Raw genomic sequence first — 23941 nt, 5'->3', positions numbered from 1 at the left:
ATTTACAAGGTTTTAGTTTCTATTGGTATTCATTTCAGTCGGGGTGGCAGGATTCGAACCTGCGACCTCCTCGTCCCAAACGAGGCGCGATGACCGGGCTACGCTACACCCCGAAAATGATTTCTCATTTAAGGAATGCAAATATACATTCTTTTTAAATAAAATCAATATAATTTTTTAAAAATTATAAAAAAATATTAATATTATCTTCTTATCTTTTCATTATAAAAACTTATAAACATTCGTTTTAATAAGCATTAAAAAACTTTATTTTTACACATATAAAATTGATACACAATAATTATGTCAGATATAGTAGAAAAAATTAAATGTTTAATTATAGGATCTGGACCTGCAGGTTATACAGCAGCTATTTATGCAGCAAGAGCAGATATGAAACCAGTGATGTATACAGGTATGCAAATGGGAGGTCAATTAACGACAACAACAGAAGTTGATAATTTTCCAGGATATCCAGCGGGTACAGATGGTACTGCAATGATGGGAGATTTACAAAAGCAAGCAGAGCGTTTTGGTACAGAAGTCCGTTTTGGTCTGGTAACAAAAGTAGATTTAAGTGATAAAATTGGAGGAATTCATAAAATAATTGTTGATGAAACTAAACATATCGAAGCAGAAACTATAATTATCTGTACAGGTGCAACTGCCAAATATTTAGGATTAGAAAGTGAACAAAGATTAATTGGTGGAGGAGTTTCTGCTTGTGCTACTTGTGATGGTTTTTTCTATAAAGGACAAGACGTTGTGGTGGTAGGAGCAGGAGATACTGCAGCAGAAGAAGCTACGTATTTAGCAAATATTTGTAATAAAGTAACTCTTTTGGTACGTAAAGATTATATGAGAGCGTCTAAAGCAATGCAGCATAGGGTTAATAAAACTAAAAATATTGAAGTTTTATATAATACAGAAATAGATGAGGTTTTGGGTTCTAATGTTGTAGAAGGTGTAAGAGCTATTAATAATAAAACTAAAGAAACTACAGAAATTTCTGTAACAGGAGTTTTTATAGCAATTGGTCATAAACCAAATTCAGATTTATTTAAAGGTGTTTTAGATATGGATAAAACAGGGTATTTATTAACTCAAGGAAAAACTACGAAAACAAATTTGCCAGGTGTTTTTGCTGCTGGAGATATTCAAGATAAAGATTATAGACAAGCTGTAACAGCAGCTGGAACTGGTTGTATGGCGGCTTTAGATGCAGAACGTTATCTAGGTGCTTTAGAATAAAAATTACATTTTTTTTATAAAAATTAAAAAGAGATTACGTTTAGTAATCTCTTTTTTTATTATCTTACTTCGAAGAATAAAGTAATCTTTTATATTTGATTCTAGTTTTCTATGAATACGCAAAAGTTTATACTGCTACAGAAGCTTTCATAGATTTTCTGTAAGTAAAAGAATTAAAAATATTTCTTTTACCAAAATTATTCATTGATTTTGCATTTACAAATTTTCCGAAAAGTATTTTACTAACACCAAAATATTCGTATTTGTTACCATCAGTAAAAGTAACTTCTAACAACATACTTTTATGATGCCAATCTGCAACTTGAAATTCTGTAATTGTTTTTTTATATTCTTCTAAATTTGCTTCTTTCGTTTCAGGAGCAATACTTACCAAAAAATGATAACCATCTATAATTTGAGTACTAACAATATCTGCCTCTTCTTTTTCTGCTTTTTCTTGAAATTTATCTGGATGCCATTCTTTTACTAAATTTCTGTAGGATTTTTTTAATTCCTTTAAATCAATAGTACCTTCTATTTTAAATAATTTTTTGTATTCTTTTATACGCTTCATTTCTATGTTTTCAAATTGCGTGCAAAACTACTGATATTAAATGGATTGTGATGCAAAAATAATTGTTAAATTATAAAATGTAATTTCTCTCTAGAAATCAATGTATTCAATTAATATTTTTTTTCATTAAATATAATTTGATTTTTCAATTTTACACATGTTTTTTTTACTGACTATTATCATTTTTTTTCTTCTTTTTAATTTGCACCTTTATATACACATTAAATATTTTATTATGAAAACGAACATTTCTTATTACCAAAACAAAAATGAGTTTCGATTATTTGTAACTAAGTCATTTTCTAATTTAATAAACCTTAAAAAAGAAGAGAATAAAACATCTTTTAATAAATTAGTTTTAAAAATATTACCAGAAATAAGAAGCTATATAAACGAAAGATTAAATATTGCAATTGAGAAAGGGCATTTTTCTAAAATGAAATACAAAGCAGATGATTTTATAGATCAACTTTTTATTACAGTATATGATAACATAGAAGAGGTAGAAAATGAAAATGACTTCTATGTATGGTTATTTAAAAAAACGGACGAATTGTTAGAAGACATAGTTGTTGAAGAAGAATTTAATGAGTTGTTTTTTAAAAATATCGAAGATTATTCTAAACTAGAATGGGATGAAATGCAAGAAGAATTTAGTACTGATGGAGGAGGAGATTTGCTACTAATTGAAGAGTTAGACGATATGTCTTATAATCATAATGATTACACTTTAAATCATGTTTTTATAGAAAACAACGAAAAAAAAATGGCAGAAAAATTAGATAAAGAATTAACAGATGATAAAATAAATGAACATATTGAGTTAGTATTACACAATATGCCTGTTGATATGCGTATCGTTTTCTATTTATTTACTAATCAAAAATTAAAAGTAGAAGAAATAGCAGAAATACAAAAGAAAACAATTTCTGAAGTTGAAAAACTTTTAAATGATGCAAAAAAAGTACTTCAAGTAAGTTTATTTAATAGATATTCTAATTAGAAGTAGATTTTTTTATAAAAAGTAATTTAAGTCTTTTTTGTTAAATTTATATTTATTTAGTTGAAAATCAAAGATTAATTTTTTTGATCAAAATAAAGAAAACTTAAATTACCTTTTATTAAATTGAATAAAATAAAGATTTTAATAAGAAGTAATTTTTTTACGACGAATAGAATCTTTTTGAGAATTTGTCCAATTATATTTACCTTCTAAAATACCTTTTGTTTCCCAATCTCCATAAATTGGATTCGGAAAAACGATATATTTTTTTCCGAAAAAAGCTTTTAAACTATCTACACTTTTATTTCTTTGTGCTGTAGAATGGTTTTCAAATACTGATGAAAAATCAGATAAATTATCACCAAGAAACAACACAATTTCATGCGTTTTTCTTACATTATTTCTTCTAGTTTCTTTTTCGCTACTGCTAGTTTTTAGCATAACATGAGTTTCATCAGCAAAAGGGAAATCATATAATTTTAGGTTTTCAATTGTTTCTTTTGTTTGAGTTGCAGATCTATTTGAAATATAAAACACTTCTACACCTTTACTTTTTGCATAATTAAAAAATGATAAAGCTCCTGGTATTTCTTTTGCTTTAATCTTTTTTACCCATTCTGCCCATCTTGAAGAAGAATAGTTTTCATCTAACTCAACTTGTTTGCCACTGTAAGGGCTGTTATCTAAAACAGTTTCATCAATATCTGTGACAATTGCAAGAGGTTTTAAAAAATCATTTTCAGCAAGAATTTTATCTAATTGAAACTGTGCTAAATTGTATGCTTGATAAGTTAAAGCTTTATATTCTGCGGCATTTTGTTGCCATAAAAGTGCTTGAATTGTATGTTCCTTATTAGGAATGGTTTTTATGTTTTCTTGTTTAATTTTAGTTATTTGAGATTTACATCCAATTAATAATGTAAAAACACATAGCGTTATAAAAGAAATTTTTTTCATTAAGTTTTATATTTTAAGAATATTAGAAGAAGGTTAAATTAGAACCATTTATCAACATGCAAATCTACAGATTGTATTATAAATTTTAGAATTATCAAACTTTTTGTTAACGTTAAAGTTTGATAATTCTAAAATTTATAATTATTAGCAACGTAATTTTTTCTGATGTTGCTATTTTAATCTATAATCCTGCTGATTCTTGATTGATCTCTTTTGTTGCCTTATGAGTTTCTATATGATGAATTAAAAGTTGAATTAAATTCTCTAGATATTCTTGCATTACTTTTGCGTCTATATGAGGATGATTTATTGAAGGAATCGTCATTGGGTTTTCATCTAAAGACCTATATAACTCAGGGAAATTAGTCTCAATATTAGTGGTAAGTTGTGTAATTTGAGTTAAAATAGTTTGAAGATTTTTCATAAGTAATGTTTTGTTAAAAGCACTTGCAATAATACTATTTTATTTAGAATTGTGTTATGACATTAATCATTCTATTTTATTTTTCTGCCAAAAAAAAGACTATCAAAAAAGATAGTCTTTTAATTCTGAATTTTAAAAAATTGTTAACTATTAACTTATTAATCTTTTAAATATTCATCAAAATTTTCAATTGCCTGAATAATTATTTTTACAGATTCTATATAAAAATCGGTATTTATTGTTGCAAATGTATCTGTACTTCTGTGATAATCTTTATGATCTGGTACACCAAAATAAATGAAAGGTATTTTTTCTCGGTGAAAAACTCTATGATCCGAAGAAAAAGTCCAGTCTGATTGGTCTTTATCTTCAGGTGCATCATGACCAAATAATAATATTACTTTATCAGATTTTATTCTCTTTAAAGGTTTTCTTAAATCAGGATAATGGTATAATCCACAGGCAAATAACTCAGGGTCATAATCACTATGAGCAATCATATCAAGATTAATATTTAATGCAATGTTTTTCTTGTCGTTAAAGTTTTTTAAGAAATATTCAGCACCTAAAGAGCCAATTTCTTCTGCATCTACTGCTGCAAAAATTAAATTATGATAAATAGGTTTGTTTTTAAAATATTCTGCAATTGTAAATAATGCAGCTGTACCAGAAGCATTATCATCAGCACCATTAAAAATTTTTCCGTCTTTAATGCCTAAATGATCAAAATGTGCAGTAATTACAATCGATTTATTTGTTTGCCCTTTTAACATTCCTAAAATATTACCACCAATTGCAGTAGTATCAGGTACATTAGTTAAATCTTTTTTTACAGGAAAAACATCTTGTCTTTTTTGACCTTTAAAAGTATAAGAAAATGTTTGAAGATAATTATTTTGAGAAAAAGTTTTTAAGCCAATTTCTTTAAATTTGCGAATAATAAATTTTTGAGCTTTATAGTTGCCGGGAGTAGAAAAGTACCTGCCTTCTAATGTATCATTAGAAAGTATTTTTATGTTTTCTAATAATTTGTTGTTGTCAATATCTATTTCTTTAGGTCTGCTACAACTACATATTATTAGCAATAAAGCTGCAATAAAATTATAGTTAATTTTCATTTTTTTTTCTTTTTAAGATGAAAATTAGGGAATTAAAAGCAAATATATAAAAAAAAGACCATTTATTAAATGATCTTTTTTTAAACAAACAACTAATTCTAAAACTTTTAGGCTTTAAAATAAACTTTAAATATTGTATCGTTAAAAACAGTATTTATTTTCTGCTTTTAGTTTTTCTGCAATAAAATTTCTTAATTCAATTACATTAGGATAATTTGTATATTTAGTAAAACGTTTTAATCCCATTAGTAACATTCTTTGTTCATCTCCTTCAGCAAAAGAAATAATTCCTTCTTTTCCGTTTTTAGCAATAATTTCTACTGCATTGTACAAATATAATCTTGCCATTGCAATTTGACCTTCTTGAGAAGTTTCTCCAAAACGTTTTGCATTTTTTTCTGCACGTAAAATTGCCGATTCTGCCATATAAACTTCATTTAAAATATTTGCAGCATTCATTAATAATTGTTGATGAGCTTCTAAATCTGGTCCATATTTTTGTATTGCAGAACCAGCAACCATTAAGAAAACTTTTTTCAATTTGGCAATCATTTCTTTTTCTTCTGCAAATAATTCTGAATAATCTGGAGTGTCAAAAGAAGGAATTCCCATTAACTCATCGGCTACAGCCGTTGCTGGACCTAATAAATCAACATGACCTTTCATGGCTTTTTTAACTAGCATACCAACAGTAAGCATTCTGTTAATTTCGTTGGTACCTTCATAAATACGAGCAATACGAGCATCTCTCCAAGCAGCTTCCATAGGTGTTTCTTCAGAAAAGCCCATTCCTCCAAAAATTTGGATTCCTTCATCAGCACAAGCTTGTACATCTTCAGAAACTGTAACTTTTAAAATAGAACATTCAATAGCATATTCTTCTACACCTTTTAATTCTGCTTCTTGATGCGTGTTTCCATCAGCAATTCTCATTGCAATTCTATCTTCAATATTTTTTGCAGCTCTATAACTTGCAGATTCACCAGCATAAGTATTGGCTGCCATTTCTGCTAATTTAGATTTAATTGCACCAAAATCTGCAATAGGAGTTTTAAATTGTTTACGTTCTGTTGCATATTGTAAAGCTGTATCTAAAACTCTTCTTTGTGAGTCTAAACAAGCAGCAGCTAATTTAATACGTCCAATATTTAAAGCGTTTACAGCAATTTTAAATCCGCCACCTCTAATAGATAACATATTTTCTACTGGTACAATTGTATCATTGTAAAATACTTGACGTGTAGAACTTGCACGAATTCCTAATTTGTGTTCTTCTTCACCTAATGTTATTCCGTTTGGATTTGCAGCATCATATTCTACAATAAAACCAGTAATATTTTTATCATTTTCTATACGAGCAAAAACGATCATCAAATTACAGAAGCCTGCATTTGAAATCCACATTTTTTGACCGTTAATTTTATAGGATTTTCCATCCGCAGTTAATTCTGCAGTAGTTTTACCTGAGTTTGCATCAGATCCTGCACCAGGTTCTGTTAAACAATAAGCACCCATCCATTCTCCAGTAGCCAATTTAGAAACGTATTTTTGTTTTTGCTCTTCTGTACCATATAAAGTAATTGGCATTGTTCCAATTCCTGTATGTGCACCAAAAGCAGTACTTAAAGACCCATTTCCACTAGAAATATATTCGCAAGTAATCATTGTAGATACGAAACCCATTCCCATTCCTCCATATTCTTCAGGAACAGCAACGCCTAAAAAACCAAGTTCACCAGCTTTTTTCATTACCTCTTCTGTAAGCTTGTAATCTTTAGCTTCAAAACGATCTCTATTTGCAATAATTTCTCGTTCAGTAAATTCTTTTACTGCTTCTTTCATCATTATTTGCTCTTCAGAAAAATCTTCTGGAGTAAATATATCTTCACATTTTGTTTCAACTACAAGGAATTGTCCTCCTCTTAAGATTTCTTTATTTGTTGTTTCCATTCTATATGTTTTTAATTTTGTTAATTTAAAAATTCGAAAATACCAGCAGCACCTTGACCTGTTCCAACACACATTGTTACCATTCCGTATTTATTTTTCATGTCACGTTTGCGCATTTCATCAAACAATTGAACAGATAATTTTGCTCCTGTACAACCTAATGGATGACCTAATGCAATTGCACCACCATTTACATTTATGATGTTTGGATCTAAACCTAATTCTCTAATTACTGCCAAAGATTGAGAAGCAAAAGCTTCATTTAACTCAATTAAACCAACATTATTTTGTAGCAATCCTGCTTGTTTTAATGCTTTCGGAATTGCAGCAACTGGGCCAATTCCCATAATTCTTGGTGGTACACCTGCAGCAGCGTAACTTGCCATTCTTGCAATTGGTTCAAGATTTAATTCTTTCACCATATCTTCGCTCATTACCATTACAAAAGCTGCACCATCACTCATTTGTGATGAATTACCAGCCGTTACACTTCCATTCGCTGCAAAAACAGGACGTAATCTTGCTAAGCCTTCAATATTAGAACCTAAACGTGGACCTTCATCTTTATTTACTGTATAAGATTTTGTTGCTTTTTTCCCATTTGCATCAACAAAAGTTTGCTCTACTTTAATAGGAACAATTTGAGATTGAAAACGATCTTCTGCTTGTGCTTTTAATGCTTTTAAATGAGAGTTTAAAGCAAATTCATCTTGGTCTTTTCTAGAAACTTTAAATTCATTTGCAACAGCTTCGGCTGTATTTCCCATTCCCCAATAATAATCCTCATGACCAGCTGAAATTAGATCGTAATTTAATTCTGGTTTAAAACCTGTCATTGGCACAGAACTCATACTTTCTGCTCCACCAGCAATAATACATTCTGCCATTCCAGATTGAATTTTAGCAACTGCCATAGCAATTGTTTCTAATCCTGATGAACAAAAACGATTTACGGTTACTCCAGGAACATCAACAATATCTAATCCCATTAACGAAATTAATCTTGCCATGTTTAATCCTTGAGCACCTTCTGGCATTGCATTTCCTACAATTACATCATCAATTCTTTTTTTGTCGAATTCTGGCAATTCCTTCATCATGTATTGGATGGTTTCTGCCGCCAATTCATCAGCTCGTTTAAATCTGAACAATCCTTTAGGTGCTTTTGCAACTGCTGTTCTATATCCTTTTACTATATATGCTGTTTTCATTTTTTTAGTTTCTTAATGGTTTCCCAGTTTTTAACATGTGTTGAATACGTTCTAAAGTTTTACGCTCTGTACATAAACTTAAGAAAGCTTCACGCTCTAGATCTAATAAATACTGTTCAGTAACTTTAGTTGGTTCTGATAAATCTCCTCCAGCCATTACATAAGCTAGTTTATTTGCAATTTTCTGATCGTGTGCAGAAATATATTTGCTGTCTTCCATAGAATCTGTTCCTACTAAAAACATACCTAAAGCCTGTTTACCAAGAACTAAAACATCATCGCGTTTAACAGGTTGTGTATAACCAGCTTCTGCCATTAAAACTGCATGTTTTTTAGCTTGTGCAATTTGACGATCTTTATTAACAACAACTACATCTTTTCCTTTTTGAAGTAAGCCTAAATCGAAAGCTTCATAAGCAGAAGTTGCTACTTTTGCCATTCCGATAGTTAAGAAATTTTCTTGCAACACATTTAATTGAACATCGCCTTTATGAAATAAGTCTGATGCTCTTAAAGCCATTTCTTTAGAACCACCACCACCAGGAATTACACCAACTCCAAATTCTACTAATCCCATATAAGTTTCTGCTGCCGCAACTACTTTATCTGCATGTAATGATATTTCACATCCACCACCTAAAGCCATTCCGTGAGGAGCAGAAATAGTTGGAATTGCAGAATAACGCATACGCATCATTGTGTCTTGAAAATATTTGATAGCCATATTTAACTCATCATATTCTTGCTCTGCAGCCATCATAAAAATCATTCCAATATTTGCTCCAACAGAAAAGTTTGCTGCTTGATTACCAACAACCAAACCTTGATAGTTTTTTTCTGCTAAATCAATTGCTTTATTAACTGCTGCTAAAACATCACCACCAATGGTGTTCATTTTAGATTGGAATTCTAGATTTAAAATTCCGTCTCCTAAATCTTCAATTACAGCTCCAGAGTTTTTCCAAACTTCGTTTGATTTTCTAATATTATCTAAAATAATAAATGAATCTTGACCTGGTTTTTTAGCTTGTGCTTTTGCAGGAATATCATAATAATATGTTGCGCCTTCTTTTATACTATAGAATGAAGTTTGTCCATTTGCTAACATTTCAGTAATCCAAGGTGCAATTTCATGACCTTCTGCTTTCATCATTTCTACACCTTTTTCAACACCAATTGCGTCCCAAATTTGAAAAGGTCCATGTTCCCAGCCAAAACCAGCTCTTAAACCATCATCAATTCTGTATAATTCATCAGAAATTTCTGGAATTCTGTTTTGAACATACGCAAACATTGCTGCGAAACTTTTTCTATAAAACTCACCAGCTTTGTCTTTTCCAGAAACTAAAACTTTAAATCTATCAACAACATTATCAATCGATTTCGTAAGTTCTAAAGTTGCAAATTTTGCAGATTTTTTCTCTCTATATTCTAAAGTATTTAAATCTAATGATAAAATGTTTTTATTTCCTTTAGCATCTTTGGTCATTTTATAAAAACCTTGACCAGTTTTGCTACCTAACATTTTGTTTTCCATCATGTGGTTTACAAAATCAGGAATTACAAATTGATCTTTAGCTTCATCATTTGGGCAATTGTCTTTTACACCGTTTGCAGTGTGTACAAGTGTATCTAAACCAACAACATCAATAGTTCTAAAAGTTGCAGATTTTGGACGACCAATAACTGGTCCTGTTAATTTATCTACTTCTTCGATAGTTAAGCCCATTTCTTTTACAACATGAAATAAACTCATGATACCAAAAATTCCGATTCTATTACCAATAAATGCTGGAGTATCTTTAGCTAAAACAGAAGTTTTACCTAAAAATTTATCACCATACATCATTAAAAAGTCTGTAACTTCTTGTTTGCAATTTGGTCCAGGAACAACTTCAAAAAGTTTTAAATATCTTGGCGGATTAAAAAAGTGAGTTACCGCAAAATGCTTTTGAAAGTCTTCACTTCTTCCTTCGTTCATAAACTTAATAGGAATTCCAGAAGTATTAGAAGTAATTAAAGTTCCTGGAGTTCTATATTTTTCTAGTTTTTCAAAAACGATTTTTTTAATGTCTAATCGTTCAACAACAACTTCCATAATCCAATCTACATCAGCAACTTTTGCAATATCATCTTCTAAATTACCAGTTGTAATTCTTTCTGCAAATTTTTGACTATAAATAGGAGAGGGTTTCGATTTTAAAGAAGTCGTTAAAGCATCATTTACTAAACGATTACGAACTACTTTGTCTTTTAACGTAAGTCCTTTTGCTTTTTCTTTGTCGTTTAATTCTCTTGGAACGATGTCCAATAAAAGAACTTCAACACCAATATTAGCAAAATGACATGCAATACCAGAACCCATAATACCAGATCCTATAATTGCTACTTTTTTAATTCTTCTTGTCATTTGTTTATTGTTTGTTATTCTACTTCTTATTTTCTTGGTTAATAGATTCGTAAATTTTTTTGTCTGCAATTAACTTATTTATGGTAGAAGTCACTTTAAAAAAACTGTCTAGCTCTTTTTCTGTAACATATTCTCTTACAACATTATTAAACTGGTACACATGATTTTTAGAAAATTTACGCATTTCGAAACCATACTCTGTTAATTTGATAATTACACTTCTACCATCATCAGGATTTTTTTCTCTAGAAATTGCTCCTTTTTCTTCCATAGATTTTAAAATTCTAGAAAGACTTGTAGGTTCCATTCCCATTAAAGGTCCTAAAGCTGTAGAAGGTGTGCCGTTTACTTTATCAATAGTTAATAAAACAAAAGCAATGGCCATTGTACTACCATAATTAGCCGCTTGTTCGTTATACATTTTTGCAACAGCTTGCCAAGTTGCCCTGAGTTGATGATCTATCGATTTATTTTTATCCATTCCTCCAAAGATAGAAAAATTTATTATGCATGCATAATAAATTTAAAAAAAGTTATGCGTGCATAGTAAATTTTAACAAAAAATTTGACTTTTTATCTTTAAGGAAGTTAGAAGTAAGATGTTTAAATTTTAAATCCATTATTTTTTTTAAATAAAACAAAGTGAATATGAGTGTAACAAAAACCACACTTTTTAAACTAATATCTATAAAATACCTAAATTTGTAATTCATCAACATAAATAAAATCGACTTTAATCAATGAAAAACTTGCTAGAAATAAATAATGTTACTAAAAATTACGGAGATTTTAGAGCATTAAATGATGTTTCTATTCATATTCCTAAAGGAAGTGTTTATGGATTATTAGGCCCTAATGGAGCGGGAAAAACGTCTTTAATTAGAATTATAAATCAAATTACAATGCCAGATGCTGGTTCTATTTTGTTAGATGGCGAACCTTTATCACCAAAACATACAGCTGTTATTGGTTATTTACCAGAAGAACGTGGTTTGTATAAATCTATGAAAGTTGGTGAGCAAGCTTTGTATTTGGCACAATTAAAAGGGTTAAGTAAATCGGAAGCAAAAAAACGTTTAAAATATTGGTTTGATAAGTTTGATATTTCTGCTTGGTGGGGAAAAAAAATTGAGGAACTTTCTAAAGGAATGGCGCAAAAAGTGCAGTTTATTGTTACTGTAATGCATAATCCAAAATTATTAATTTTTGATGAACCTTTTTCTGGATTTGATCCAATAAACGCACAATTAATTGCCAAAGAAATTTTACAATTGCGTGATGAAGGCGCAACTATTATTTTTTCTACACACAGAATGGAATCCGTAGAAGAAATGTGTGATGAAATTGCATTGATCCATAAATCTAATAAAATTTTAGACGGAAAATTATCAGATATTAAGCGTCAATATAGAACAAACACTTTTCAGGTTGGTTTACATACTGATAATCCAAAAGAAGTTGAAGCAAAATTGAAAGAAAATTTTGAGGTTTTTCCTGCGGATTTTAAATTGTTAGGAAATGAATTAACTTTAAATGTAAAATTGGGGCAAAATAATTCTGCAAATGAGTTATTATCATTTTTAACAAATAGCGGTCAAGTGCAACATTTTGTTGAATTAATACCAAGTGCAAACGATATTTTTATTCAAGCAGTAAATAAGAACAATTAGAAAAATGAGCAAGTTAACACTAATAATTCATAGAGAGTTTATTGCTAAAGTGCGTAATAAATCATTTATAATGATGACATTTTTAAGTCCGTTATTAATGGTTGGTATGGGCGCTTTGGTGTTTTTCCTGATGAAAAAAAATGACGAAAAAGTTAAAGAAATTGTTTATGTAGATAATTCAGGATTGTTTTCAAAAGACGATTTTTCTGATTCAGAAACAATCCATTATCAAGATTATACATCTTTCGGAATTGATCAAACAAAGAAAAAAGTAGAAGAAGGCGATTATTACGGAGCACTTATTATTCCTAAACAAGATAGTTTAGAGGTTTTAGCAAAGTCCATCGAATTTTATTCTAAAGATTCACCAGGAATGTCTATTATGGATGCTTTAGAATCTAAAGTTGAAACGAAAATCAGAAATGAAAAATTAAATAATTTCGGAATTGATATCAACCAAATTAATGCTTCCAAAATTCAATCTGATATTAAAATGTATAATTTTTCTGGCGAAGAATCATCCAAATTAATAAACGGTTTAAAAATTGGAGTAGGAGCACTTGCTGGTTATATGCTTATGATGTTTGTAATGATTTACGGTACATCTGTTATGAGAAGTGTTATTGAAGAAAAAACAAGTAGAATTATAGAAGTAATTGTTTCATCAGTAAAACCCTTTCAATTAATGTTGGGTAAAATTCTAGGAAATGCTTCTGCGGGTTTATTACAGTTCTTTATTTGGGGGATTTTATTATTTATCATAGCAACTGTGGCATCTTCTATTTTTGGAGTAGATATGGTAGAGATGCAAACTGCAAAATTACCAGCAGAACAATTAGAAGCAGCAAAACAAGCTGCTGGATCTGATAAAATGCAAATGGTAGTTCAAGAAATATTAAGATTACCACTTTTAAAAATGTTCTGCTTATTTATCTTTTATTTTTTAGGCGGATATATGTTGTATAGCTCACTTTTTGCAGCAATTGGTGCAGCAGTTGATAATGAAACAGACACGCAACAATTTATGTTACCAATTATGTTGCCTTTAATTTTAGGAGTTTATGTAGGTTTTGCAACGGTTATTAATGATCCTCATGGCTCTATTGCTGTATTATTTTCATATATTCCGTTTACAAGCCCTATTGTAATGTTAATGCGAGTCCCTTTTGGCGTATCTTGGTATGAACTAGCAATTTCTATGATTTTGTTATTAGCAACATTTATATTTATGGTTTGGTTAGCGGCTAAAATTTATAGAGTAGGAATTTTAATGTATGGTAAAAAACCAACTTATAAAGATTTGTATAAGTGGTTAAAATATAAAGGCTAAATGCAAGATAATATAGAAAAAGTAGCAAATGATATTGTAGATCAAGCAACATCAATTTTAGATTATTCCTTTACTTTTAGTAAAGAAATAAGTATTTCTGTAAAAGGTCTAATATTTGTTGTTTTTGCTTTAATCGTTGCTAATTTTTTATTAAAACTAATTAGAAGTCTTGTAACTAAAAGAATGCCTAAAAACGACCAACTTAAATTTGTAAGTGTTTTTGGTTATTTAAAATGGTTTTTGTATTTAATTATTTTTTTAATTGCTATGCACACTTCTGGTGTAAATGTAACTGCCGTTTTTGCAGCATCTGCAGCTCTTTTAATAGGTGTTGGTTTAGCATTGCAAACACTTTTTCAAGATATAATTTCTGGAATCTTTATATTGGTAGATCAATCTGTACATGTTGGCGATATAATTGAGCTCGAAGGTAAAGTTGGCAGGGTTTTAGATATACGTTTAAGAACAACAAGAGCTGTTACTGTAGATAATAAGGTTTTGGTAATTCCCAATCATCTTTATCTAACAAATATTTTGTTTAATTGGACCGAAAACGGAACAGAAACTAGAGAGTCTGTAGATGTTGGTGTTGCTTATGGTTCTGATGTAGAATTGGTAAAAACAATTTTACTAAATATCGCCAAATCGCAACCTACAGTTTTAAAAAATCCAGCGCCAATGGTTTTGTTTAGAGATTTTGCTGATAGTTCTTTAAGTTTTAGAATAGCATTTACTTTAAAAGATAGTTTTGATGTGAGATTTACACAAAGTAATATTCGTTTTGAAATTGATAAAGCATTCAAAAAAAATAATATATCTATTCCGTTTCCACAAAGAGACGTGCACGTTTATCAGAATAAATGATAAGATTTTTTTTAAGAAAAAGATAATAATTGGGTTTAAATAATAAGAGTTTATTGTTGATTTTTTTCAACTTTTTTCTTTAAAATATTAAAACTTAGAAAAATAAGAGAATGAGTAAGATATTAGTAATAGAAGATGAAGCATCGATAAGAAGAGTGCTTAAAAAAATAATTTCTGAAGAAAATGAAGCCTATAATGTAGAAGAAGCAGAAGATGGATTAATGGGTTTAGAAATGATAAAAAATAACGACTATGATTTAGTTTTATGTGATATTAAAATGCCAAAAATGGATGGTGTTGAAGTGTTAGAAAAAGCTAAAAAAATAAAATCAGAAATTCCAATTGTTATGATTTCTGGTCATGGAGATTTAGACACTGCTGTAAATACAATGCGTTTAGGAGCTTTCGATTACATCTCAAAACCGCCAGATTTAAATAGACTTTTAAATACTGTTAGAAACGCTTTAGAAAACAAAGTTTTAGTTGTAGAAAATAAGCGTTTAAAGAAAAAAGTTAGTAAAAACTACGAAATGATTGGTGAAAGTGCTGCCATTTCTCATATTAAAGACATTATTGAAAAAGTAGCAGCTACTGATGCAAGAGTTTTAATTACTGGACCAAACGGAACAGGAAAAGAATTAGTAGCACATTGGTTGCATGAAAAATCAGATCGCTCTAAAGCCCCAATGATTGAAGTTAATTGTGCTGCCATTCCATCAGAATTAATAGAAAGTGAACTTTTTGGACACGTTAAAGGTTCTTTTACGGGCGCAAATAAAGACAGAGCTGGTAAGTTTGAAGCTGCAAATTCTGGAACTATTTTCTTAGATGAAATTGGTGACATGAGTTTATCTGCGCAAGCAAAAGTATTACGTGCTTTGCAAGAAAGTAGAATTTCTAGGGTTGGTTCTGATAAAGATATAAAAGTAAATGTTAGAGTAGTTGCTGCAACTAATAAAGATTTAAAAACAGAAATTGCAGAAGGTCGTTTTAGAGAGGATTTATATCACAGATTAGCGGTTATTTTAATAAATGTTCCTGCGTTAAATGATAGACGAGAAGATATTCCTTTATTGGTAGATTTTTTTACGGCAAAAATATCACAAGAACAAGGTACTCCTAAAAAAGCATTTTCATCAGAAGCAATTAATCTTTTACAAAAATACGATTGGACAGGAAATATTCGTGAATTAAGAAATGTTGTAGAGCGTTTGATAATTCTTGGAGAAAAAGAAGTATCAGCAAATGATATTAAGTTGTTTGCAAGTAAGTAGTTTCTTGTGTTTCTAATAAAGTGATAATTTCTTTAAAATCTTTGGCTTTTGCATAATCTAATGCAGTTTTATTTTCTATATCTTTTAGAGATAAATCTGCATTTTGTTTTATTAAAAATTCTACCATTTTAGGTTGATTATACAATGTTGCAAAAATTAGCGCAGAATAACCTAATTTATTTTGAGCGTTTATTTCTGCGTTATTATTTAATAAAAGTTCTGCAATTTCTACATTACCTTTAAAGGCAACACCTAATAAAGCTGTATTTCCTTTAGAATCTCTATGGTTTACATTAGCATTGTGTTTAATTAATGTTTCTGCTATTTCTTTTTTATCAAAATAAGTAGCAAAAACTAAAGGGCTAAACCCTCTTTGATCTTTTGAATTAGCTAAACTTGGGAATTTTTTTAATAGTGTTTCTATTAAATTGATATTTACATTTTGGATTGCACCGAAAAAAGTATTTAAAATATTCATAAAATTTATTTTTAAAAGGATAAGCTTTCGTAATAAAAGCTTATCCTTTTTAGTTTAGTATCATTTATTTGATGTCAAAACGATCTGCGTTCATCACTTTTGCCCAAGTTTTTACAAAGTCTTTTACAAACTTTTCTTTGTTGTCATCTTGTGCGTAAACTTCTGCATAAGAGCGTAATATTGAGTTAGATCCAAAAACTAAATCTACACTTGTAGCAGACCATTTAATAGCATTAGTTTTGCGATCTCTAATTTCATATAAACCATTTTCAAGAGGTTTCCAACTATATGTCATATCAGTTAAATTAACGAAAAAATCGTTCGTTAATGCGCCAATATTATCAGTAAAAACACCATGTTTTGAGCCTTCATAATTTGTTCCCATTACACGCATTCCTCCAATTAAAACAGTCATTTCTGGAGCGGTTAAACCTAATAGTTGCGTTTTGTCTAACATCATTTCTTCTGCACTTACAATATATTCTTGTTTTAACCAGTTTCTAAATCCATCAGCTAAAGGTTCTAAAACATCAAAAGAATCTACATCTGTCATTTCATCAGTAGCATCACCACGACCTACAGAAAAAGGAACTGTAATATCAAAACCAGCATTTTTAGCGGCTTTTTCTACTCCAATATTACCAGCTAAAACAATGGTGTCTGCAATACTTATGTTAAATTCTGTAGCAATTGGTTCTAAAATAGAAAGCACTTTTTGTAATCTTTCAGGTTCATTTCCTTTCCAATCTTTTTGAGGGGCTAAACGAATACGAGCGCCGTTTGCTCCACCACGCATATCAGAACCTCTATAAGTTCTTGCGCTATCCCAAGCTGTAGAAACCATTTCTGAAATACTTAAATCTGTATTCGCAATTTTTTCTTTTACAAGGTTTACATCATAATTAGAGTTCCCTACAGGAATTGGGTCTTGCCAAATTAAATCTTCTGTAGGAGTTTCTGGTCCAAAATATCTAGCTTTAGGTCCCATATCTCTATGTGTTAATTTAAACCATGCACGTGCAAAAGTTTCAGAAAAATAAGCATGATCATTTTTGAATTTTTCGCAAATTTCTCTATAAATAGGATCAACTTTCATTGCCATATCAGCATCTGTCATCATAGGGTCAAGTCTAATTGAAGGATCTTCAACATCAACAGGTTTGTCTTCTTCTTTAATGTTTATTGGTTTCCATTGCCAAGCTCCAGCTGGACTTTTAGTAAGTTCCCATTCATAACCAAATAAAAGATCAAAATAACCATTATCCCATTTTGTAGGTTCTGTAGTCCAAGCACCTTCAATACCACTGGTTACAGTATCTCTACCAACACCAGATCTATTTGGGTTAGACCAACCCAAACCTTGATTTTCTATAGGAGCAGCTTCTGGTTCAGGACCTAATTTGCTTGCATCTCCATTTCCGTGAGCTTTACCAACTGTATGTCCGCCTGCGGTAAGAGCAGCAGTTTCTTCATCATTCATTGCCATTCGAGCAAAAGTTTCTCTAACATGTAAAGCTGTTTTTGCTGGGTTTGGTTTGCCATTGACACCTTCTGGATTTACGTAAATTAATCCCATTTGAACTGCTGCCAAAGGGTTTTCCATTGTGTTTACATTTTCTATATCTGTATAACGCTCATCGCTAGGTGCTAACCATTCTTTTTCAGCTCCCCAATACACATCTTTTTCTGGTTGCCAAATATCATTCCTACCAAAAGCAAATCCATAAGTTTTTAAACCCATAGTTTCGTATGCAATTGTACCTGCTAAAATGATTAAATCTGCCCAACTTAATTTATTTCCGTATTTCTTTTTAATTGGCCAAAGTAAACGTCTAGCTTTATCTAAACTTGCATTATCTGGCCAAGAGTTTAAAGGCGCAAAGCGTTGGTTTCCTGTTCCACCTCCACCACGACCATCACTTAGTCTATAAGATCCTGCAGAGTGCCATGCTAAACGAATCATTAAACCTCCATAATGTCCCCAATCTGCGGGCCACCAATCTTGGCTATCTGTCATTAATTTTTTTACATCCTCTTTTAAAGTATCTATATCTAACTTTTTAAGTGCTTCATGATAATTGAATTCTTCTCCTAAAGGATTAACTTTAGTGTCATGCTGATGTAAAATATCTAAATTTAGTGAATTTGGCCACCAATTATTAGAGGTTTCATTTGTAGTGCTGCCTCCATGAAATGGACATTTACTGATATCTTCAGAAGTGTGTTTTAAGTTTTCCATTATTTATGTTTGAATGTTATCTATTTTAATTTTGACAAAACTACAATATGTTTTTAAATAATTTTTATCTATAGTTTTTATTTTAATATAGATTTAAACGATTGTGTATTGATTATGTTTTGATATTTATATGGTTAATAGTGTATAATTTATGTTTATTGTAGATGTGTCTTTGTATAGATTTTATTTATTTTAATATAAAAAGTTACCATAAACTTTTTTTCATTTTAGTACATGTATAGCTATATTTGTAGTGCAAAAAAAATAAAATAATATTAATTATAAATATAAGAAAAATGGCAACAGCAGTAGGTAAAAAATTTCCAGATTTAAATGTAAATGCAATGAATGAAATGGGAGATACATTTAAATTAAATGTATTAGAAGAAGCAGTAAATAACAAAAAGAAAGTGTTATTGTTTTGGTATCCTAAAGATTTTACATTTGTTTGTCCAACAGAATTACATGCTTTTCAAGCGGCATTAGGAGAATTTGAAAAAAGAAATACAGTTGTAATTGGTGCGTCTTGTGATACTGCAGAAGTGCATTTTGCATGGTTAAGTACTTCTAAAGATAATGGTGGAATTGAAGGTGTTACTTACCCGATTTTAGCAGATAGTAATAGAAATTTATCTTCAATTTTAGGTATTTTAGATATTACTGATGAAACTTTTGATGAAGCTTCACAAACAATTCAAGTAGAAGGAGATAATGTAACTTATAGAGCTACCTATTTAATTGATGAAGAAGGAACTGTTTTTCATGAAGGAATTAATCATATGCCAGTTGGTAGAAATGTAAATGAATTTTTACGTTTAATTGATGCGTATGCGCACGTACAATCTCATGGAGAAGTTTGTCCTGCAAACTGGGAAGAAGGTAAAGATGCAATGTCTCCAGATGCAAAAGGAACAGCAGCTTATTTAGCTTCTCACTAATTAGAAATAGTCATTAAGAGCGATAGTGAAGTAATCTTTTTAATAAAATTAGAGATTGCTTCATTTCATTCGCAATGACATAAATTACAGTATTATGTTACAAGAATTAAGTCAAGATAATTTATCAGAAATAATTTCTGATAACAATAAAGTTGTAGTTCAGTATTCTGCAACTTGGTGTGGAAACTGTAGAATTATGAAACCAAAATTTAAAAAATTGGCTTCAGAAAATGAAGAGGTTTCTTTTGTTATTGCAGATGCAGAGAAATTTCCTGAAAGTAGAAAATTAGCTGATGTTAGTAATTTACCAACATTTGCAACATTTGTTGATGGTAAATTAGTAAATCAAACTCAAACGAATAAGTTTGATGTTTTATTAGATTTAGTAAAAGAAGTTATTTAATTATGAAACTACCTGTAATAAAACATTTAACTTCTTTTATTGAAGAAAATGATCAAGATTATCTTTTAGAAACCATTGAAACTCTAGAAGCATTAACAGAAGTTCCGTCTTTAAAAGATGAAGAATTAGATGTTATTGGCGAGTTAATTTCTAATATGTATGGCGCTTTAGAAGTTGATAAGATGATTAAAGAAGGTACACCTAAAAAAGAAGCTTTAAATGCTTTTATGAAACGTGTTTTAGGTTCTATAGATAAATAATTTTCTATAATATTAAAATAAAAATCCTGAGTTTATGCTCGGGATTTTTGTTTTTTAAAAAGACTTCGGATATTTTTTCAATATAAATTCGCCTATTTCTTTTCCCCAAATTTGATATGTTAATTTTGATGGATGAACACCATCACTAAAATAAATTGTAGAATCACTGTTAGATAAAGAATGTTTTTTACTCCAATCTTTTAGGGTAATAATTTCATCATAATAAAATACATTTTCTTTATGTTGGATGCTATTCTTCAACTCTTTGCCTAATATTTCTACGAGATTTCCAATCACAAATTTTATAGTTTTTGTAAAAGCAGGAAACTCTTTTATTGGTGGCATGTTTGTGAAAAATATAGGCGTATTCGGATATTTATGCTGCAATAAATCAATTAAATTATTGATATCAGAAATCCATTTTTTTGGAGAGTTTAATGTAAATGCATCATTTCCACCCATTCCAACAACTATAATGTCTGTAGAAGTTTCTTTAATTTTAGGAATAATTTTTTCACAAACTTGTTTTACTGTGTAACCACTTCTTGCATAAACGCGCCAATTTATATTGCTTTTTAATTCAGTAGAAAGTGTATTTGCTAAAGTTCCTGTAAATCCGGTTTTATGAAAATCAATACCAACTCCAGCAATAGTACTTTCACCAATAGAAAGAATATTTATGGTTTTATTAAAACCACCATTTACAAAACCTTTTGGTTCTTTAGCTTCAGGAAGTTTTGGTACTTTTTTTCTGATATTTTTACCTTGAAAATACATGAAAGGTAAAAGCGGAATGGAAATAATTACACCTAAATAATATTTAAAGTTCATCACTTTTTTGTTCGTTCTTTTGCTCGTTTACTTTTTTTATAAGCGCTTTTAAACGGTCTTTAGTTCGTTGTTTTTCTAGCTTTACTTTGTTAATTTTTTGATTCATTAACTTTGTGTGCTTCGCTTTGTTTAAAGTGTTTTTTGCTTTTCCTTTTTTTGGCATTATTTAATTATTATATAGCAAAATTAAGAAATTTTATTGCTAAAAATGGATTTACAGAATTTTAAAAATTATGATAAATTTATTACTTTAACTTATAAATGCTTGGCTAAAACCCATAGAAACCAGACTATTTTTTTTACCTTTAAACTTTAATTAGATTGATGATGAGTTTAGACAAATATAAAGTTATTGAAGCTATTTCACTTAAAGATTCTTCTACAAAAGTAGTTGTGAAAGACGCAAAAAAAGACCTTAAAAAAAGTAGAAAAAAGTTAAGCAAATTACAAGATGCAATGTATGCAGAAGGTAAATATAGTGCGCTAATTTGTTTGCAAGGCATGGATACTTCTGGTAAAGATAGCTTAATTAGAGAGGTTTTTAAAGATGTAAATGCACGTGGAGTTGTAGTTCATAGTTTTAAAGTACCAACGGAATTAGAGCTAAAACACGATTTTTTGTGGAGACATTATATTGCGTTGCCGGCAAAAGGAAAAATGGGCGTTTTTAACAGAACACATTATGAAAACGTGTTGGTTACAAGAGTGCATCCAGCATATGTTTTTGGAGAAAATATACCAACTGTAAATAGTTTAGACGATTTAAATGATGAATTTTATCATAATAGAATGGATAGAATTAATGATTTTGAAAATCATTTGGCTAAAAACGGAACGATCATTTTAAAATTCTTTTTAAATTTATCAAAAGAAGAGCAAAAAAATAGATTGTTAAGAAGATTAGAACTTCCTGATAAAAATTGGAAATTTTCTGCGGATGACTTGAAAGAACGAAAATTGTGGGATAAATATCAATTTTGTTATGAAGATTTATTGAATAGAACATCCAAAGAAAATGCTCCTTGGTTTGTAATTCCTGCGGATGATAAAGATTCTGCAAGAATTATTTTAGCTAAAATTTTAGTAAAAGAATTAGAGAAATATAATTTTAAAGAACCAACTTTGTCTGATAAATTAGTAGCACAATTAGACGATTTTAAAGCACAATTGAATAAAGAATAAATAATAGTTTTAAAGTAGAAAGTTTAAAAGTTATAAAGTTTTGGAAACAGAATTGTAACTTTAAAAATATTAAAACTTTAAAAACATTAAGAACTAGCATAATGAACTTAAACTTAACAAAACCAATAGTATTTTTCGATTTAGAAACAACGGGTATAAATATTGCAACTGATAAAATTGTAGAAATATCAATTTTAAAAGTGTTTCCGAACGGAAATAAAGAAAGTAAAACTTGGTTGGTAAATCCAGAAATGGAAATTCCGAAAGAATCATCTGAAATTCACGGAATTACAAACGAAAAAGTAGCTTCAGAACCTACTTTTAAAGAGTTAGCCAACAAAGTAAATGAACTGATTGGCGATGCTGATTTAGCAGGTTTTAATTCAAATCGTTTTGATATTCCTTTATTGGCAGAAGAATTAATGCGCGCAGGAATTGACTTTGATATGAAAAACAGAAAAGCAATTGATGTACAAGTTATTTTTCATAAAAAAGAGCAAAGAACGTTAAGTGCAGGATATCAATTTTATTGCGGAAAAGAATTAGAAGGCGCTCATGGAGCAGAAGCAGACACGAATGCAACCTATGAAATTTTGTTAGCACAAGTTGATAAATATGGAGATATTGGGAATTCTGTTGATACGTTAAGTGAATATTCAACTCACGGGGAAAGAGCAGATTTTGCTGGTTTTATTCTGATGAATGATGACAAACAAGAAATTTTTTCTTTCGGAAAATACAAAGGAAGAACAGTAGAAGAAGTGTTTAAAGAAAACCCAGGTTATAATAATTGGATTCAGAATGCCGATTTTCCGTTATACACAAAAAAGGTATTAAGAGAAATAAAAGTAAGAATGTCTGCGCCAAAAGACACCATGTCTGATGCTGAAAAATTACAAGCTTTACAGCAGAAGTTTAATTTACGATAGGTTTTTTGAAGTCTAAAGTCTAAAGTCTATTGTCAAAAGTTAACAAGGCAAGAAATCTAAGAATCTATCAATCTATCAATCTAAAAGTGTAAAAAAATGTTTACAGAATATAAAAATTTACCAAACAATTCTCGTGTTTGGATTTACCAATCTGAAAGAGAATTTAATCAAAAAGAAATTGAAATTATATCAGCAAAAGCAGAAGAATTTATCAATTCTTGGACTAGACATGGAGATGATTTAAAAGGCTCATTTACTATTAAATACAATCAGTTTTTAGTGTTGGCTGTTGATGAAAGTTTTAACAATGTTTCTGGCTGTTCTATTGATAGTTCTGTGCGTTTTGTACAGCAATTAGAAAACGAATTTCAGTTAGATTTAATGAATAAAATGAACGTTACTTATAAAGATGGCGACAATATAAATTTATTAAAATTAACCGATTTTCAAAAGTTTGCAAAAGAGCAAAAAATAACTTCAGAAACCATTGTTTTTAATAACATGGTAAATACTAAAGAAGACTTTGAAAACAATTGGGAAATTCCTGCAAATCAAAGTTGGCACAAACGATTTTTGGTATAAAAATTGTTTTTAGATTACAAAAATAAGTTAACAAATAAGCTGCGTTAAGGATTGAAATGGCAT

24 protein-coding genes and 1 tRNA gene are annotated in these 23941 nt (G+C 29.7%); 12 read left to right on the top strand and 13 right to left on the bottom strand.

The window, feature by feature from the left end:
- Positions 1 to 38: 38 nt before the first annotated feature.
- A tRNA-Pro gene (locus BLT70_RS11485) sits at positions 39 to 113 on the bottom strand.
- A 190-nt stretch (positions 114 to 303) separates the two neighbouring features.
- On the opposite strand from BLT70_RS11485, the gene trxB reads away from it, so the two are divergent.
- On the top strand, positions 304 to 1251 hold the full coding sequence (gene trxB / locus BLT70_RS11480; RefSeq protein ID WP_091894542.1) for a thioredoxin-disulfide reductase: 948 nt from the start codon (positions 304 to 306) through the stop codon (positions 1249 to 1251).
- Positions 1252 to 1378: 127 nt separating this feature from the next.
- On the opposite strand, the gene BLT70_RS11475 is transcribed toward trxB, so the two are convergent.
- Positions 1379 to 1825, bottom strand: a complete 447-nt coding sequence (locus BLT70_RS11475; protein ID WP_091894540.1) for a KTSC domain-containing protein — start codon at positions 1823 to 1825, stop codon at positions 1379 to 1381.
- A 235-nt stretch (positions 1826 to 2060) separates the two neighbouring features.
- Here BLT70_RS11475 and BLT70_RS11470 point away from each other — a divergent pair, with 235 nt between their 5' ends.
- Entirely contained in the window at positions 2061 to 2828 is a 768-nt protein-coding gene (locus BLT70_RS11470) for a sigma-70 family RNA polymerase sigma factor (protein WP_091894538.1), read from the top strand.
- Between the two features lie 141 nt (positions 2829 to 2969).
- On the opposite strand, the gene BLT70_RS11465 is transcribed toward BLT70_RS11470, so the two are convergent.
- The 7 genes from BLT70_RS11465 to BLT70_RS11435 all read right to left on the bottom strand — a co-directional run bounded on the left by BLT70_RS11465 (position 2970) and on the right by BLT70_RS11435 (position 11379).
- Positions 2970 to 3785, bottom strand: a complete 816-nt coding sequence (locus BLT70_RS11465) for a 5'-nucleotidase, lipoprotein e(P4) family (protein WP_091894536.1) — start codon at positions 3783 to 3785, stop codon at positions 2970 to 2972.
- A 181-nt stretch (positions 3786 to 3966) separates the two neighbouring features.
- Positions 3967 to 4209 carry a hypothetical protein gene (locus BLT70_RS11460; protein WP_091894534.1) on the bottom strand — a complete coding sequence of 81 codons (243 nt, stop codon included), beginning with the start codon at positions 4207 to 4209 and terminating at the stop codon, positions 3967 to 3969.
- A gap of 158 nt (positions 4210 to 4367) precedes the next feature.
- Entirely contained in the window at positions 4368 to 5327 is a 960-nt protein-coding gene (locus tag BLT70_RS11455; RefSeq protein WP_091894532.1) for a M28 family peptidase, read from the bottom strand.
- Positions 5328 to 5468: 141 nt separating this feature from the next.
- Positions 5469 to 7277 (bottom strand): acyl-CoA dehydrogenase family protein, encoded by a 1809-nt coding sequence (locus BLT70_RS11450; protein ID WP_091894530.1) that lies wholly within the window; start codon positions 7275 to 7277, stop codon positions 5469 to 5471.
- 20 nt (positions 7278 to 7297) lie between these two features.
- Complete coding sequence (locus BLT70_RS11445) at positions 7298 to 8488, bottom strand: acetyl-CoA C-acyltransferase (protein ID WP_091894528.1); 1191 nt, start codon at positions 8486 to 8488, stop codon at positions 7298 to 7300.
- 4 nt (positions 8489 to 8492) lie between these two features.
- A complete protein-coding gene (locus BLT70_RS11440) occupies positions 8493 to 10898 on the bottom strand; it encodes a 3-hydroxyacyl-CoA dehydrogenase/enoyl-CoA hydratase family protein (RefSeq protein ID WP_091897640.1) in 2406 nt (801 codons plus the stop codon).
- A gap of 19 nt (positions 10899 to 10917) precedes the next feature.
- A complete protein-coding gene (locus BLT70_RS11435) occupies positions 10918 to 11379 on the bottom strand; it encodes a MarR family winged helix-turn-helix transcriptional regulator (protein WP_091894526.1) in 462 nt (153 codons plus the stop codon).
- Between the two features lie 259 nt (positions 11380 to 11638).
- On the opposite strand from BLT70_RS11435, the gene BLT70_RS11430 reads away from it, so the two are divergent.
- The 4 genes from BLT70_RS11430 (at position 11639) to BLT70_RS11415 (ending at position 16036) form a co-directional block, all read left to right on the top strand.
- Entirely contained in the window at positions 11639 to 12568 is a 930-nt protein-coding gene (locus BLT70_RS11430; protein ID WP_091894524.1) for an ABC transporter ATP-binding protein, read from the top strand.
- A gap of 4 nt (positions 12569 to 12572) precedes the next feature.
- Positions 12573 to 13898: an ABC transporter permease gene (locus BLT70_RS11425; RefSeq protein WP_091894522.1), complete on the top strand. Its 1326-nt coding sequence runs from the start codon at positions 12573 to 12575 to the stop codon at positions 13896 to 13898.
- Positions 13899 to 14762 (top strand): mechanosensitive ion channel family protein, encoded by an 864-nt coding sequence (locus BLT70_RS11420; RefSeq protein WP_091894520.1) that lies wholly within the window; start codon positions 13899 to 13901, stop codon positions 14760 to 14762.
- Between the two features lie 110 nt (positions 14763 to 14872).
- Positions 14873 to 16036: a sigma-54 dependent transcriptional regulator gene (locus BLT70_RS11415; protein WP_091894518.1), complete on the top strand. Its 1164-nt coding sequence runs from the start codon at positions 14873 to 14875 to the stop codon at positions 16034 to 16036.
- On the opposite strand, the gene BLT70_RS11410 is transcribed toward BLT70_RS11415, so the two are convergent.
- Positions 16014 to 16514 carry an ankyrin repeat domain-containing protein gene (locus BLT70_RS11410; RefSeq protein ID WP_091894516.1) on the bottom strand — a complete coding sequence of 167 codons (501 nt, stop codon included), beginning with the start codon at positions 16512 to 16514 and terminating at the stop codon, positions 16014 to 16016. The genes BLT70_RS11415 and BLT70_RS11410 overlap by 23 nt on opposite strands.
- A gap of 64 nt (positions 16515 to 16578) precedes the next feature.
- Positions 16579 to 18753, bottom strand: a complete 2175-nt coding sequence (katG, locus tag BLT70_RS11405) for a catalase/peroxidase HPI (protein WP_091894514.1) — start codon at positions 18751 to 18753, stop codon at positions 16579 to 16581.
- Positions 18754 to 19049: 296 nt separating this feature from the next.
- Between katG and BLT70_RS11400 the strand changes: the two genes are divergently transcribed.
- From BLT70_RS11400 to BLT70_RS11390, 3 genes are all read left to right on the top strand, one after another.
- Complete coding sequence (locus BLT70_RS11400; protein ID WP_091894512.1) at positions 19050 to 19691, top strand: peroxiredoxin; 642 nt, start codon at positions 19050 to 19052, stop codon at positions 19689 to 19691.
- Positions 19692 to 19785: 94 nt separating this feature from the next.
- On the top strand, positions 19786 to 20094 hold the full coding sequence (locus tag BLT70_RS11395; protein WP_091894510.1) for a co-chaperone YbbN: 309 nt from the start codon (positions 19786 to 19788) through the stop codon (positions 20092 to 20094).
- 2 nt (positions 20095 to 20096) lie between these two features.
- Positions 20097 to 20354 (top strand): hypothetical protein, encoded by a 258-nt coding sequence (locus tag BLT70_RS11390; protein WP_091894508.1) that lies wholly within the window; start codon positions 20097 to 20099, stop codon positions 20352 to 20354.
- 54 nt (positions 20355 to 20408) lie between these two features.
- On the opposite strand, the gene BLT70_RS11385 is transcribed toward BLT70_RS11390, so the two are convergent.
- Both BLT70_RS11385 and BLT70_RS17240 read right to left on the bottom strand, forming a co-directional pair.
- A complete protein-coding gene (locus tag BLT70_RS11385; RefSeq protein WP_091894506.1) occupies positions 20409 to 21185 on the bottom strand; it encodes an SGNH/GDSL hydrolase family protein in 777 nt (258 codons plus the stop codon).
- Positions 21175 to 21348 (bottom strand): hypothetical protein, encoded by a 174-nt coding sequence (locus BLT70_RS17240; protein WP_172824413.1) that lies wholly within the window; start codon positions 21346 to 21348, stop codon positions 21175 to 21177. The genes BLT70_RS11385 and BLT70_RS17240 overlap by 11 nt, the downstream gene beginning before the upstream one ends.
- Positions 21349 to 21509: 161 nt before the next feature.
- Here BLT70_RS17240 and BLT70_RS11380 point away from each other — a divergent pair, with 161 nt between their 5' ends.
- From BLT70_RS11380 to BLT70_RS11370, 3 genes are all read left to right on the top strand, one after another.
- Positions 21510 to 22367 carry a PPK2 family polyphosphate kinase gene (locus BLT70_RS11380; RefSeq protein ID WP_172824412.1) on the top strand — a complete coding sequence of 286 codons (858 nt, stop codon included), beginning with the start codon at positions 21510 to 21512 and terminating at the stop codon, positions 22365 to 22367.
- A gap of 101 nt (positions 22368 to 22468) precedes the next feature.
- On the top strand, positions 22469 to 23296 hold the full coding sequence (locus BLT70_RS11375) for a 3'-5' exonuclease (RefSeq protein WP_091894502.1): 828 nt from the start codon (positions 22469 to 22471) through the stop codon (positions 23294 to 23296).
- A 96-nt stretch (positions 23297 to 23392) separates the two neighbouring features.
- Positions 23393 to 23878, top strand: coding sequence for an ABC transporter ATPase (locus tag BLT70_RS11370; RefSeq protein ID WP_091894500.1), 486 nt, complete (start codon positions 23393 to 23395; stop codon positions 23876 to 23878).
- Positions 23879 to 23941 lie beyond the last annotated feature (63 nt).

The organism is Polaribacter sp. KT25b (assembly GCF_900105145.1).
In the GTDB taxonomy this organism is placed as follows: Bacteria; Bacteroidota; Bacteroidia; order Flavobacteriales; family Flavobacteriaceae; genus Polaribacter.
This window is presented reverse-complemented; position numbering and strand designations above follow the sequence as displayed.